15 protein-coding genes are annotated in these 13599 nt (G+C 37.1%); 10 read left to right on the top strand and 5 right to left on the bottom strand.

Annotation, left to right across the window (positions count from 1 at the left end):
• Positions 1–10: 10 nt before the first annotated feature.
• Positions 11–382 carry a hypothetical protein gene (locus tag ACFS5O_RS16515; RefSeq protein ID WP_205725966.1) on the bottom strand — a complete coding sequence of 124 codons (372 nt, stop codon included), beginning with the start codon at positions 380–382 and terminating at the stop codon, positions 11–13.
• 243 nt (positions 383–625) lie between these two features.
• Between ACFS5O_RS16515 and ACFS5O_RS16510 the strand changes: the two genes are divergently transcribed.
• Genes ACFS5O_RS16510 through ACFS5O_RS16500 form a run of 3 tightly spaced genes read left to right on the top strand, consistent with a single transcriptional unit; the run spans position 626 to position 2571 of the window.
• Positions 626–859, top strand: a complete 234-nt coding sequence (locus ACFS5O_RS16510) for a hypothetical protein (RefSeq protein WP_205725967.1) — start codon at positions 626–628, stop codon at positions 857–859.
• A 57-nt stretch (positions 860–916) separates the two neighbouring features.
• The gene (locus tag ACFS5O_RS16505) at positions 917–1840 is read left to right on the top strand and encodes a glycosyltransferase (RefSeq protein ID WP_205725968.1); all 924 of its coding nucleotides are present in this window, start codon (positions 917–919) and stop codon (positions 1838–1840) included.
• 17 nt (positions 1841–1857) lie between these two features.
• Positions 1858–2571, top strand: coding sequence for a glycosyltransferase (locus tag ACFS5O_RS16500; protein WP_205725969.1), 714 nt, complete (start codon positions 1858–1860; stop codon positions 2569–2571).
• A gap of 41 nt (positions 2572–2612) precedes the next feature.
• Here the strand turns inward: ACFS5O_RS16500 and ACFS5O_RS16495 are convergent, their stop codons facing one another.
• The gene (locus ACFS5O_RS16495) at positions 2613–3671 is read right to left on the bottom strand and encodes a glycosyltransferase family 4 protein (protein WP_205725970.1); all 1059 of its coding nucleotides are present in this window, start codon (positions 3669–3671) and stop codon (positions 2613–2615) included.
• Between the two features lie 175 nt (positions 3672–3846).
• On the opposite strand from ACFS5O_RS16495, the gene wecB reads away from it, so the two are divergent.
• From wecB to ACFS5O_RS16475, 4 genes are read left to right on the top strand one after another with little or no spacing between them, the layout of a single operon-like run.
• Positions 3847–4938 carry a non-hydrolyzing UDP-N-acetylglucosamine 2-epimerase gene (gene wecB / locus ACFS5O_RS16490; RefSeq protein ID WP_205725971.1) on the top strand — a complete coding sequence of 364 codons (1092 nt, stop codon included), beginning with the start codon at positions 3847–3849 and terminating at the stop codon, positions 4936–4938.
• On the top strand, positions 4931–5917 hold the full coding sequence (locus ACFS5O_RS16485) for a polysaccharide biosynthesis protein (protein WP_137789835.1): 987 nt from the start codon (positions 4931–4933) through the stop codon (positions 5915–5917). The genes wecB and ACFS5O_RS16485 overlap by 8 nt, the downstream gene beginning before the upstream one ends.
• 5 nt (positions 5918–5922) lie before the next feature.
• Positions 5923–6729 (top strand): dTDP-4-dehydrorhamnose reductase family protein, encoded by an 807-nt coding sequence (locus tag ACFS5O_RS16480; protein ID WP_318300272.1) that lies wholly within the window; start codon positions 5923–5925, stop codon positions 6727–6729.
• Positions 6726–7595 (top strand): NAD-dependent epimerase/dehydratase family protein, encoded by an 870-nt coding sequence (locus ACFS5O_RS16475; protein WP_205725973.1) that lies wholly within the window; start codon positions 6726–6728, stop codon positions 7593–7595. The genes ACFS5O_RS16480 and ACFS5O_RS16475 overlap by 4 nt, the downstream gene beginning before the upstream one ends.
• Positions 7596–7653: 58 nt before the next feature.
• Here ACFS5O_RS16475 and ACFS5O_RS16470 read toward each other — a convergent pair whose 3' ends face one another.
• The gene (locus ACFS5O_RS16470) at positions 7654–8982 is read right to left on the bottom strand and encodes a glycosyltransferase family 2 protein (protein ID WP_205725974.1); all 1329 of its coding nucleotides are present in this window, start codon (positions 8980–8982) and stop codon (positions 7654–7656) included.
• A gap of 402 nt (positions 8983–9384) precedes the next feature.
• Here ACFS5O_RS16470 and sat point away from each other — a divergent pair, with 402 nt between their 5' ends.
• Both sat and cysC read left to right on the top strand, forming a co-directional pair.
• Positions 9385–10515 (top strand): sulfate adenylyltransferase, encoded by a 1131-nt coding sequence (gene sat, locus ACFS5O_RS16465; RefSeq protein WP_205725975.1) that lies wholly within the window; start codon positions 9385–9387, stop codon positions 10513–10515.
• A gap of 24 nt (positions 10516–10539) precedes the next feature.
• Positions 10540–11142 (top strand): adenylyl-sulfate kinase, encoded by a 603-nt coding sequence (gene cysC / locus ACFS5O_RS16460; RefSeq protein WP_318300273.1) that lies wholly within the window; start codon positions 10540–10542, stop codon positions 11140–11142.
• A 32-nt stretch (positions 11143–11174) separates the two neighbouring features.
• On the opposite strand, the gene ACFS5O_RS16455 is transcribed toward cysC, so the two are convergent.
• Positions 11175–11327: a hypothetical protein gene (locus tag ACFS5O_RS16455; protein ID WP_153238649.1), complete on the bottom strand. Its 153-nt coding sequence runs from the start codon at positions 11325–11327 to the stop codon at positions 11175–11177.
• A gap of 49 nt (positions 11328–11376) precedes the next feature.
• On the bottom strand, positions 11377–12351 hold the full coding sequence (locus ACFS5O_RS16450; protein WP_205725977.1) for a hypothetical protein: 975 nt from the start codon (positions 12349–12351) through the stop codon (positions 11377–11379).
• Positions 12352–12471: 120 nt separating this feature from the next.
• On the opposite strand from ACFS5O_RS16450, the gene ACFS5O_RS16445 reads away from it, so the two are divergent.
• A complete protein-coding gene (locus ACFS5O_RS16445) occupies positions 12472–13587 on the top strand; it encodes a BMQ_0737 family morphogenetic spore coat protein (RefSeq protein WP_205725978.1) in 1116 nt (371 codons plus the stop codon).
• Positions 13588–13599 lie beyond the last annotated feature (12 nt).

The following is a 13599-nucleotide window of genomic DNA, read 5'->3' as shown; positions in this document are numbered from 1 at the left end:
GTGAAGTGGATTACAGTGCTGTTGGTGCGCCGCCATTGCGTTCTGGAACACAAATGATTGCACAGATGCAACGACAATCTAGTACGATTGTGCGTGTTTCGTTACCAGTTTGACGGAATGAAAAGACTGCACAGCAAGTTTCAGGGTCGAAACTTACAACAGTAAAGTCAGTTGCTTGACCTGGTGCTACACTCAACGGTTCTGAAGCACCTTTTAGTACAAGTTGAACTACTTGCTGCTGTCCCATTGTACAGAAGTTACCGTTCATTCTAGCGTTAGCAAGCTGGTTCAAAAGTTCACACACACAGCCACCGCACTTAGATTTCGTTGTGCCAGCTGTATTGCCATTGCCACAACATGAGCCATTATTAAATAAACTCAATGTATTTCCTCCTTTGAAATAGATACATGTACCTGATTTCTCTCAGTTATCAGGTTACTATACTATATGGATGTTTGTACGAAATGGAATGGGGTATTAAACCATTTTTACTTTAAATGGGCATTTACTCGAATAGTCCATTTTTTAAAAGGAAGACGTTTGTCCAAACCAATATGAACGAAAAGAATATATTAAAGTAGGGCTTATTAAATGCCCAAAGTGTTAAAGGAGTGTTTATTAACAATGTCAAATTATTTTGGTCCTTACCGTTTTCTTTTTGTTCTGCTTTTAGAATCTCAACAATTGATTTCAGAAGTATTTCTGATTAATTCAAACCAACCAGCAGGTACACCTGATTTAACAGGCGTAAGAGTGCTAGAAGTTGGGGGAGACTTTGTAGTATTTACACAAGCAGGTTCAGCAGGTGCTACTCGTTCTTACGTATCATTAGACAAAATTCTATTGGTTGAGCTGTAGATTAAAATGTAACTCCACGCTTAAGCGTGGAGTTATTTAATTTGAAGGGAGAGAGAAATGAGGAAGATTAACCTCCTATTTATTACTAAGGACCGTTCACAGCAACTGGAACGAAGCAGTTTTTATTTAGAACAAGAACTCGCTAAACTTACTAATCTCATAACTTGGCAACATGATGGCGACATTAAATTTATACTAGATCAACTTTCTATTAAACCTGATTTCATTCTTTTAAATGATTATAAACCTGAGTATCGGCCATTTATAAGAGGATTAAAAAATTTGTCGATACCACATGGCACATTGATGCATGATCTTCATTATAAATTATCAAAAAGAAATGTTTTAATTCACGAAGAAAAACCTGCGCTGATTTTTTGCCATTACCGTGAGGCTTTTAATAGGTGGCTGCCAGACCATATCAACCGGTTTGTTTGGTTTCCGCATCATGTGCCTGAGGGGATATTCCAACCATATTCAATACCTAAAGAGATTCCGCTCTTACTAATGGGAGCTACATTTTCACACATCTATCCTTTTCGCCATTATCTTCTTCAACAATTAAAAAGTGATCCTAGGTTTGTTTATTATTCTCACCCAGGATACGGAATAGCAGGAAAGGGTATAGCTGGTGAAAGTTACGCTACAACCATAAGTAGAGCTAAAATCTTTCTAACTTGTGATTCTATTCATCATTTCCCTCTACTAAAGTACTTTGAAGTACTAGCTTGTGGAACATTGCTAGCTGCTCCAGCTTCAGATGAATTAATAGACCTAGGCTTTATTGATGGTCAAACTTTTGTGGCAATAGATGAAACAAATTTTAAAGAAAAGCTAGACTACTTCTTAATGAATGACAATCATCGTGAGCAAATCATCCAGAGCGGCTTACAACTAATACGTCAAAAACATACCACTGAAATTAGAGCGAAAGAAATGGTTCTCACTATTCAACAATTCTTACAAAATAGTACTCGGTAAGGAGGGTGTTCTTTTCATTGAACAACAAAGTAACTATAGTTATCCCATTTTTCAATTGCCCATTTATTGCACAAGCCATAGAAAGTGCCATAAATCAAACCTATCAGAACATAGAGATTATTGTAGTGAATGACGGATCTACTAAGCACCATGAGAAAATAATCCCATACTTAAATAGAATTACTTATATTAAAAAAGAAAATGGTGGTACAGCTTCAGCACTAAATTTTGGTATACAAAATTCCACTGGAGATTATTTTGCCTGGCTTAGTTCTGATGATACTTTTCAGCCAACTAAGATTGAAAAACAGCTTCATTTTATGTTGCAAAACAATGCAAAGGCCAGCTATTCAAACTTTTATTTAATTAATGATCAGGGATCCATTGTTTCTCCTCCTCAAGGTATGGGTTTTTCAAATAAAGTCCAATTTTTCAAACGGATGCGAAGAGGATGTGTGATAAACGGGTGTACGGTTATGTTAAATATGAACGTATTCAAAGATTTTGGTTTATTCGACGAAAGTTTACTTTACACACAAGATTATGATTTTTGGCTAAGGATCTTGCCTCACTATCATTTTTATTATTTTCCAGAAGCACTTGTTCATTATAGAGTGCATGAGAATATGGGAACAAAACAACACAGAATAGAGATAAGGAAAGAACTCCAATTAACGATTCAACGGCACTTAACAAAAATGAATGCTTTAGTAAAGTCTTTCCTTCATTAAAACAATATTAAAATAAAAAGGCCGCTATTTAGCAGCCTTTTTTATTTTAATATTTTAATGAATTCATTTGCATACGTTTCTAAATCAAAAAAAGACAGGTGATTTAATGCATGATAAATAATGTTATTTCTAAGCTCAAGATTATCTATTAGTTCAATTCCCTGTAAAACGGCTGATCCTATGTTTTCATTCTTATAAAATTTCCCAGTTATATTATGGGTGATAAATGCCTTTACGCCATCAGAATCTGAAGTGAGAACAGGGCATTTACAGCTCATCGCCTCTACAACAGCATAGCCAAAACCTTCAACCTTAGAAGTAGATAATAAAAATCCTCCACTATCTCCAATAATTGAAAGATAGTCCGCCATTTGTTTATGAGGAACATTGGCGTGAACGACTACAGCGTTTGTTAGTTTATATCTGTTTAACAATTTATTAAATCGTACTTTCTCATGGTGATTTCCAAGTGTATCATCAATAAACATCCAAAATTTTGTGTTAGGTTTCTGTTTTATGAAACGCATAGCAAACATAAGATATTCATCCCAGTTTTTATTTAGCTCTAATCTTCCAATCCAGCCAATTATCGGATATGACATACGAGTGATAGAACGGTATCCAAATTCTTTACTATCAAAACAGTTGTGAAAACAATGTTTTGGAGTAGAAGGATAAAGAGTATCCATTAATCTCATTAAGTGTGATGTCTTTGGATATAGGATGCCATTTGAATAATTTACTACAAACGGTACCGCTTGTGTTAAAATTTTTTCCGCAGTTTTCACACTACCTAATCCTTGAATTTCATAGATTAATTTTCCTTTGTAACCTAGATCACGAATTCTTTTTAGCATATACATGTCAGAGCTAACAAAGATTGCATCAAAGTTTTTGGATAGGATTTTCTTAATCTCAGCATCAGTATTAGTTACATAAGTAGGAATCAAAGAAATATTCTGCATGCCGGTTCCATTTTGTAAATAAAGCAGATGGCATTCAATATCATAGTTTTGTAGTGCTTTACAGCGTTGACGGTTTAGGGTTTCCATTCCGCCGCTTGGTAAATAAAAGACAAAGAGAATTTTTGATTTTGTCATTTGATAGCTCCTTTTTACCTTATAAGCCATCATATGAACATCCTGAAAAGTTGTTAAATAAGGTAGGTTAAATAGCCGCCTTTTTTTTATGAACAGGGTAGGGGTCTAGTCCACATCGGGAATACAATCATAATTTAATATAAAGTATTAATTTAATTATGGAAGGAGAGTTTCATTGAAAATAGTAACCATTCTTGGAACACGTCCAGAGATTATTCGGCTAAGTTTGATCATCAAAAAATTAGATCAATTAGCAGATCAACATGTTTTGATTCATACGGGACAAAATTTTACACCTTCATTAAATGATGTGTTTTTCCAAGAGTTTCAACTCAGAAAGCCAGACTATATTTTAATGAAACAACAATTTTCTTTCGGAAATCAAATTGCACATCTGTTTTCAGAGCTAGAGAAGATCTTGTTACACGAAAAGCCTGACAAGGTTTTGGTTCTAGGTGACACGAACAGCGCTCTTTCTTCTATTGTTACAGAAAGGTTGAACATACCGGTCGTTCATATGGAAGCGGGTAATCGATGTTTTGACCTAAATGTACCAGAAGAAAAAAACAGAAAAGTAATTGACGCCATCTCTAGCTTTAATCTGCCGTATACCAAATACAGCAGAGAGAACTTAATAAGAGAAGGTGTTCCTGTTAACCGGATCATGGTATCAGGTAACCCGATCTATGAAGTGTTAACTCAATTTGAAGAACAGATTGATAATAGCAAAATTCTAGAAAAATTAAATGTTTCAAAAGGAAAGTATATGTTAGTCACTGCCCATCGTGCTGAGAACGTGGACAATCATGTTCATTTAAAAGAAATATTAACAGGTTTAAATTTAGTTGCTGAACATTTTAACATGCCAATCATCTGTTCCATTCATCCACGTACGAAATCAAGAATTCTAGAGACCAGTACGTTACAGATGCATCCGTTCATACAGTTTCATGAACCCTTTGGATTTTTTGACTTTGTCAAGTTAGAAAAGCACGCATTTTGTGCACTAACAGATAGCGGGACCGTTCAAGAGGAGTGTTGTTTGTTCCAAGTACCGACTGTAACGATGAGAAATAGTACCGAACGGCCAGAAACCGTTGAGTGCGGCAGCAATTGTGTATCAGGTGTTTCAGCACAACAGATCTTGGCTTCTGTAAAAGTAATGACAAATCAGAAGAAGCAATGGTCCATCCCCGAAGGCTATGGAGATTTAGATGTTTCAGATCGAGTCGTAAAGTTTATTTTAGGAGGAAATAGTATTGTTTAATAAAAGAATTTTAATTACGGGGGGCACGGGATCTTGGGGTCATGAGCTAGTCAAACAGCTTCTGCCAAAAGAACCTAAAGAGATCATTGTTCTCTCGCGTAATGAGGCAAGTCAAGTAGCGATGCAAAGACAGTTTGATTATAATCCCAAGCTTACCTTTATGATTGGTGATATTAGAGATAAAGATTCCTTAATGAGAGCGAGTGAAGGTATAGATTATATCTATCATCTTGCAGCATTAAAGCATGTGCCGATCTGTGAGCTTCAACCTTATGAGGCATTAAAAAGTAATATTCAAGGAACACAAAACGTAATCGAAACAGCCATTCATCATAAGGTAACGAAAGTGATCTATATTTCAACTGACAAAGCAGCGAATCCTTCTAATCTTTACGGAATGACGAAAGCGATCGGTGAAAAATTAATCATCCATGCAAACCTTTTAAGTAAACATACACGATTTGTTTGTGTAAGAGGTGGAAATGTTTTAGGTACGAATGGCAGTGTTATTCATGTTTTTAAAAGTCAGATCAAGAACAAAGGACAAGTGGGCATCACTGACTTTGAAATGACACGTTTCTTTTTAACCTTAGAAGAAGCGATCAGTCTATTATTTAAAGCCACTTATGAAAGTGTTGGTGGTGAGATCTTTGTTATGAAGATGCCTACGTGCAAGATTACAGATCTAGCACAAGTTCTAATTGATGCTTCGGGAGAAAAAGGCGTAAAAATGATCGAACTTGGAAAACGTCCAGGAGAGAAGCTGCATGAGATCCTTTTATCTGAATACGAAAGTGCAACAACCGTACTCTTTGATAACGAATATTTCGTTATTCTACCTACAATTGATATTGAAGGATTAAATCAACACTATGCCTCATATGAAAAAGTAGAGCTTGAGAGTTATAGTTCCGAGACGGATCTCATGACGAAAGAAGAGATTCATAAGATGCTTGTTGAAGGTGGATTTCTGTCTTGAAAATCATGATATTAGGGGCGAATGGGATGGCTGGTCATATGATCGCCTCCTATTTCAAAACAAAGACAACACACAAGCTCCTTCTGACTTCTAGAGACGGGACGGAAGGTCATATTCAGCTTGACGCAACGAACTTAACGCAGATTGCTCAAGTTGTGCAGCGTCACAAGCCAAATCTAATTATTAACTGCATAGGTCTTTTAAATGAGTATGCTGCCATCCATCAAAGAGAAGCGATCCTGGTTAATAGTTTACTCCCACACGAGTTAGCAAATCAGCTCAATGTTTATGGAGGAAAACTGATTCATATTAGTACAGATTGTGTGTTCAGCGGACACCAAGGCAACTACAATGAGGAATCTGTACCAGATGGGTTGACGATGTACGCGAAAACGAAACAGCTCGGAGAAATAAAAACACAACCACATTTAACGATTCGAACCTCTATTATTGGTCCTGAGCTTAAGAATGGTATCGGTCTATTTCATTGGTTTATTCATCAGAAGGGAACCATCAAAGGTTTTACTCATGTGAAATGGAACGGTGTCACAACGCTAGAACTTGCTAAATTCATAGATCATACCATTAGTAATCCGATTACAGGGCTCTACCACCTAACCGCACCAGAGGTTCTTTCGAAGTATGAACTATTGAAGATTATCAAGGATGTCTATCAAAAGGATGACGTTGACATTATTCCGCATACCGAACCACGTTTAGATCGAACGCTCTTTAACACGAGGTTGGATTCTGAATTTAAAGTGGCATCTTACGAAAAACAGGTAAAAGATTTAAAAGATTGGTTGAAATGAAAAAAAGGATAGTAATTACGGGTGCAGCAGGATTTACAGGAATTCATGCGTGTCAACATTTTGTTGATAAAGGATATGAAGTAATAGGGATTTCAAGGAGTTCGGTATCTAATTTGAAGGTGCGTTCAGTAACATGTGATCTTCTAGACAAAGAAAAAGTTTGCGAGATCTTTAACACGTTTAAGCCTCACTTCTGTTTACATTTGGCAGGTGTGAATTCTGTACCCCAATCATGGAATGATCCTGTATCAACAATTGAAGCCAACGTACTCGGTACCCTTTATTTGCTAGAGGCAATGCGGAAAGCAGTTCCATCATGCCGAACAGTTATTGTAAGTTCAGCACTTTCAGGAATCAATCATCCGTATGGTGTGAGTAAAAAACATCAAGAAGAACTTGTGACGGAATGGGCACATCTATTCGATCTTCAAGTTATGGTTGCAAAACCATGTAATTTAATCGGACCAGGCAGATCACCTGGTTTCGTTTCTTTTTTAGCAAACCGTATTATTCAGATGGAATCGTCTGGTAATAACAGTGCTATCAGCATCAGCCATCTTGAAAACGAGCGGGAGTTCTTAGATGTTAGAGATGCCATATCTGCTTATGAAGTTCTTTTAAAGAAAGGGTCTAAGAAAATGACCTACGAAATGGGATCAGGTAAGATGACATCATTGTTAGAGGTCGCTGATATCTTTCAAACGCTAACGAAAGAAAAACTTATTATTTTAGAGACTGCCGCTTCTCCAGATAAAAGACCTGAAGTCATGAACTCGAAGCTGATGCAAGAACTTCATTGGAAAAGAAGTTACCCTTTAGAAATTTCAATTAAACAAATTCTTTCTTACTACAGATCAATTAGTTAATATAACAAATGAATCCACTAAAAACAGCGTCCCTAATTGTGATGGGGACGCTGTTTCTTTATCTTATTCGTTTATGGTATAGAGCCATATTCATCCAATACGTATTTCCAGGTTTAATATGCTGGCTATAAAAGTGTGTTTCAACTTGATCGTTTGAGACGCCACTCAAGCTTTTATGAAGAGAATTTAATCGATACATTATTGCGTATGGTTGAATGGTTTTGTCTAACGAAAAATGAACATACCGAGTACCTTTTATAATTGGTCCTGGAGACAATCGATTTCGACGTTCGTACCAAATTTTATGATTCGTTACCAACATATCTGTTTCAGAAGGTAAGGATTCCATCTTTAACACCATCTGTTCGAGCGCTTGTGGGTCAAGCCAGTCTTCACCGGTCATAAAAAGAATATATTCTCCGATGCAATAATCTAAAGCGATTTCAACGGATTCGGTTTTTCCTCGATGATTTAGCAGCAATGGAATCATTCTGTAGTCGTGAGTTATATGAATAGAATCAGGAGTTAAATCGGTTGAACCGTCATCCACTACAACTATCTGAAAATCGCTCAGGGTTTGTTGAAGAATGCTGTTTAATGCATGATCTATTGTTTTAACATGGTTATGTGAATAAAGAAGAATACTTACTTTTGGATTCCTTCCGATCCGTTTTTGAATATCAATACTGCTAGCCATACTTTCCATCGTTAGCTGTTCAGGTGGAATGTTCGTTGTAAGTGCAAAACGCCCATTAAAGCGATATTCCATAATATATTCACGAAGCAGTACAAAGTCGCCATGCTGAAGCAAACGAATCCAAAAATCATGATCTTGTACGTTAGGGAAATCTTGGCGATAGCCTCCAGCTTTTGAAAAAGCTTCACTCGTAAACAAGAAAGATGCTCCAATGAAACAATTCTGGAAAATCTCTTCTTTCTTTCTCGTCATAAAATGCTCAACGTATTCGTACCATGCTTTTGTATAAGTGATTGGAGTCCCATGTTGATCAATACGCCGATAAAATGAATACACCAAGACCGTTTCATTCGATGCTTGATCCATCGTATCGACTAACCGCTCTAAAAAATTTGGATCGTGTCTGTTATCACTGGATATCCATGTCAGATAAGGACAATGTTTAAGAAGTTCGAAGCCCTCGTTTAATGTAGGAGAGATTCCAAGATTGATTTTTCTATCAACGATCTCATATGGAATCGTTAAAAGCTTGCTAGCTTCTTTTATCGAGGCGACCGTTTCATCATTAGGTCCATCCAGTACGATTACAAGTTTATAATCACGGAATGTTTGTTTTTCCATAGATTCTATACATTCAAAAATATACTCCCTTTCCTGATGATATACGGGGAGTACAACGCCTACTTTCACTAAAGTTCCTCCTAAGTTCAATTGCTCTATGATTGATAATGTCATAGTGCGATACAAGCATTCTATTCATTTATGCAAGAAGTGGACTGGTTATTTTGGTAAATAATTTACTTCATTATTATTTGAAACTTTTAATTGTATTTAATAGTGTCTTCCCCATGAAAAGTTGATTGGATTGGAAGGTGCAAGACTCCTGCGGGATCAGGGTGACAGGTGAGACTCCTACGCCAAGGAGGCTCACCGCACCACCAAGAGGAAAGCGAAGTATCCGAAGTATCCTGGAATGGAAATCAACCGTATTCAAAAACATCTAATGTGAAATACACTCACAAAACTTGTCTTAATTTCATACACTAGTAATGATTAGCAAGAGCTAATTGATTAATAGTTGAGGTGAAATCGATGCTCCTTCTTCCTCATGGTGGAAATTTAGTCAATCGACAATTTATTAATGTCGAGTGCAATCAAAACCAAATAAAAATTGAATTAGATGCGATCAGTTTATCTGATTTAGAATGTCTTTCTAACGGTGCATTTAGTCCACTTGATTCGTTTATGAACAAAGCGGATTATGAAAGTGTTGTAAATGGGATGAGGTTGTCTAACGGACTTCCTTGGAGTGTTCCTATAACATTGCCTGTTACTGACGACAAGGCTAAACAATTAATAAAGCAGCAAGAAGCTTTACTGATTTATGAAAATACGGTCTATGGAAAAATAGAAATTACGGATATCTATAAACCTGACAAACTTATAGAAGTAAGACAGGTCTATCGTACGGAGGATCAAACGCATCCAGGGGTACACAATGTGATGAATAGAGGAAGCTGGTACGTAGGCGGACGAGTTACGTTGGTGAAAAAACCTCCTCGAAAAGTAGATTCTGCATATTATTTAGATCCTAAAGATACAAGGGAACAGTTTAAAAAGAACGGATGGGAAAAAATCGTTGGCTTTCAAACGAGAAATCCCATTCATCGTGCACATGAATATTTACAAAAAACTGCGCTAGAACAGATGGACGGGCTTTTATTACATCCTTTAGTGGGAGAAACAAAACAAGATGACATATCTGCAGAAGTTAGGATGAAATCCTATGTAACACTTCTCCAACATTATTATCCGAAAAATCGCGTTCTTTTGGGTGCCTTTCCTGGATCGATGAGATATGCAGGTCCGCGTGAAGCGATTTTTCATTCCATCATAAGAAAAAATTATGGATGCAGTCATATTATTATAGGAAGAGATCATGCAGGAGTAGGAAATTTTTATGGTCCTTATGAGGCTCAACATATTTTTACTCAGTTTGATAAGGAAGAGATAGGAATCACACCTATTTTCTTCGAGAATAGTTTTTATTGCACAAAATGTGGAGCGATGGCTACGGTCAAAACATGCCCGCATGACGAAAAAGACAGACTTACTTTATCAGGAACAAGAGTAAGAGAGATGCTGAGTAATAATGAGCCGATTCCAATTAATTTTAGCAGGAGTGAAGTCATTTCAATATTACGGGACTATTATGCTAAATAAATCGTTATGGAGGATAAACAATTGATTCAAGAAGAAAAGAATATAACATGGCAACAGCATAACGTAACAAAGGAAATGAGACAGAAACTTCATGGTCACAAGAGCTTCGTCCTTTGGTTTACAGGTCTATCTGGTTCTGGAAAATCAACAATAGCATCCGAAGTCGAGAAAATGTTATACAAAAGGAATCACAGTACCATGTTACTTGATGGAGATAATGTTAGACACGGATTAAATAAAGATCTATCTTTCTCAAAAGAAGCAAGGACGGAGAACATCAGAAGAATTGGCGAAGTCACAAAGTTGTTTGTGGAAAGTGGCTCGATCGTTTTAGTGGCATCTATTTCTCCTATTGCTGCAGATCGAGATGCAGTTAGAAGTTTATTGTCTAAGGAAGAATTTGTTGAGGTCTATATAGATTGCAGTCTTATAGAATGTGAAAAACGAGATCCAAAAGGGCTTTATAAAAAAGTGAGAGAAGGATTGATCACGAATTTTACAGGTATTTCTGATCCTTATGAAGCACCTGTTTCTCCTGAGATCATTGTAAAAACAGACCTTCTTGGAGTAAAAGAATGTGCTGAACAAGTCATTAATTACTTGGTGTCCAAAAAATATATCTCTTAAAGGAAAAGCTGCACCCTGAGGGTGACAGCTTTTTAGTTAGATTTATTAGGTTTCCACGTTACTTTGCCGCATGAACTGCAGCCTTTTTTTACAGGGGGATTAATTAAAGACTGATTCTTTCCTGCGTTGTTCAATTTCTTTGTTTTGATCTCAGCATAAAGCTTTTGTAAATCTTCTTTATTCACTTCTGATCTCTCCTCTTGATTGAATATTTTGGCCAATGCCAGTATATTCTTAATCGGAGGACGGGGTGTTTTTATTCGGCTGAAATGGACGAATGACTGAAGTTTTCTTTGAATCAGAAGCATTCCTATTAAAAGGTTGAATCGTTTTTTCCGTTGGGCTGTTAGATTTGAAAGGGCTGATTGGACTTGCATGTCTTGATAATATTTTGTTTTGCTCATAAGGTTTTGGAATTTGGTTTGTAATGAGCGAACCAGCTGATGAAAAAGGTCGAATTTGCGGAACAGTCGCTTTTGGAGCATCTAATCTTTTATTAACAGGCTTCTGTTCAGTTGCTTCATAAAAGAGATCTTGTTTCTTATTTTGTACAGGAGAAGAAGTATGTGGCTTCTGTTTAACTTCTGCATTTGGTCTTTCTTCAACTGTGTCTATTATTGGGATTTGAGCGGCTGCAAAGTAAGAATTAATAGGCTTTAAGACTTTGTTCGCACATGAAAAGAATGTGGATTCTGAAACGGAAGAAAGAGATTCAAATGAAACGCGTAGAAAGGTTTGAATGACCAAATAACTGATCCATTCTACAACTTTCTCTTCATAAGAAGGTTGGACCGCTAAGAAGAGAGGTCCATCTTTTCTTTTTAATGTGATTCCCTTGTGAATACCCGCTTGAACGGGCAACCTGAATGTAGGAGAAGGGTTTAAATAATACAGTTGTTTTTCAGGTGTATTCAGTGCCAGTGGCATAGGATGACCGCTATGGAAATCTACATAAAAACGGTGGTCACATTTAACATGGTCATCGGTTGTCATCCTGATCCCTGTATGACTTAATTGCTGATCTAGTTCTTTTACTTTCTTTTGTGATAGCCCCTGGATGCCAAACATAAATGTAGAAAGAGCGCCTGAAATCGTTTCTCCATCATCCGAGATCTGCAATCCCCAATAAGGCAATAAAAGACTTAAAGCCTCATATTCTATAGATGATAACTCACATACCTTCTGATCTTGATACCAGATTGGTCTCATGATACCTTCCTCCTTAACGCTTATCTATAAAAATAGGCTTTCGTTCTTGTGTCATAACCCACTCTATTTCCATAGTATGTATGGAATCTTCAGATCATGATGAGGAAAGGAAGGGAAACAATGGGAAATAATCATAAACACTTGCAGGATGAGTGTATCCGCGTTCAGAAAGTTTACGACTGGGTGACTGATACACTAAACGTAAGAAAGACCGTTTCTTTTACTCCTGAACAAATCGTAGCTATAGAAGAAGCATTGGATGATCCTTCACGCCGACCGTTAAGATTAGTTACGAAAGTACCTAAAACTCCTCCAGCATTCCCGCTAACAGGTGAAACAAGTGAAGCAGCATGCCCTGAACTTTATCTATGCGAGCAAGTTGGAGAAAAGAGAGATGTTACTGTAGCACTTCACGGAGGTTTTTCTGAAGCACAGCTAGTAGAGCTACTCTTTACCACAGATATCAAAGTTCAAGTTGTAGACCGTAACGGAGTAATCGTTGTAGAACAGTTGGTTAATGCATCAGTATTTGAATCTTTCGTCTTGTGTTATCCAGATGGAACAGACTTATATTGCCGCATAACTAAAATCTTTGCTCGCATCCCAACAGGAACGGTATTGTTGAATAGTCCATCTCCAACTTCATTCGTTGTAGACATTACATTCTGTGTGGATATCCAAGTTGAAGCAGAAGTGAAACTAGAGGTACTAGCGAAGTTCTGCTCACCTCGTGAAAATGACCTAAATGCAGAGGAAAGCGAGGGAGAAATGTGTCCAGAGGTAGTGTTTCCACAACAATGCCCGGACATATATCCCAGGCCAGGCTGCCTGTGTAGATCACGAGGAACTGCTAGCGGATTAACGTGTGAAGAGGATGGAGCTACAGAAGCCGGCAGAGTAACGATATCCGTTGAAATCTGCCCGAATTATAACCTGTCAGGAAGCAGATTCCAATTATCTTTAAACGATACAGGATATACAGCTACTGAATTCACTCAAGATACACTCAGCTGTGATGAATATGCTGGTGGACTAAGATTAACTGTTTCAGGAAGAGGAACGCTGGATGCTTCTGGTGAACAGTATAAGTTTAACCTAGCTATTGTCGAGACAGCAGATGGAAATCAATTTGAGGTAGAACTTATTGACAGAGCAGGAAATAAGGTATTTACTACGGGTGTTGTAAAAGCAGATTCTGGAGAAATCGCTATAGAAAATTGCTTGCAACATCAATAATGAATAGATCTG

Origin of the sequence: Fictibacillus nanhaiensis (assembly GCF_042686385.1) — a bacterium.
GTDB classification, from domain to species: domain Bacteria; phylum Bacillota; class Bacilli; order Bacillales; family Fictibacillaceae; genus Fictibacillus; species Fictibacillus nanhaiensis.
The sequence above is the reverse complement of the archived record's forward strand: the minus strand, read 5'-3'. Positions and strand labels throughout refer to the sequence as shown.

What these genes read in the sequence shown, in the direction of transcription:
- ACFS5O_RS16510 (WP_205725967.1), top strand. Translation starts at nt 626, where the DNA reads ATGTCAAATTATTTTGGTCCTTACCGTTTTCTTTTTGTTCTGCTTTTA.
- ACFS5O_RS16505 (WP_205725968.1), top strand. Translation starts at nt 917, where the DNA reads ATGAGGAAGATTAACCTCCTATTTATTACTAAGGACCGTTCACAGCAA.
- ACFS5O_RS16495 (WP_205725970.1), bottom strand. Translation starts at nt 3,671, where the DNA reads ATGACAAAATCAAAAATTCTCTTTGTCTTTTATTTACCAAGCGGCGGA.
- ACFS5O_RS16480 (WP_318300272.1), top strand. Translation starts at nt 5,923, where the DNA reads ATGATATTAGGGGCGAATGGGATGGCTGGTCATATGATCGCCTCCTAT.
- ACFS5O_RS16475 (WP_205725973.1), top strand. Translation starts at nt 6,726, where the DNA reads ATGAAAAAAAGGATAGTAATTACGGGTGCAGCAGGATTTACAGGAATT.
- sat (WP_205725975.1), top strand. Translation starts at nt 9,385, where the DNA reads ATGCTCCTTCTTCCTCATGGTGGAAATTTAGTCAATCGACAATTTATT.
- ACFS5O_RS16450 (WP_205725977.1), bottom strand. Translation starts at nt 12,351, where the DNA reads ATGAGACCAATCTGGTATCAAGATCAGAAGGTATGTGAGTTATCATCT.
- ACFS5O_RS16445 (WP_205725978.1), top strand. Translation starts at nt 12,472, where the DNA reads ATGGGAAATAATCATAAACACTTGCAGGATGAGTGTATCCGCGTTCAG.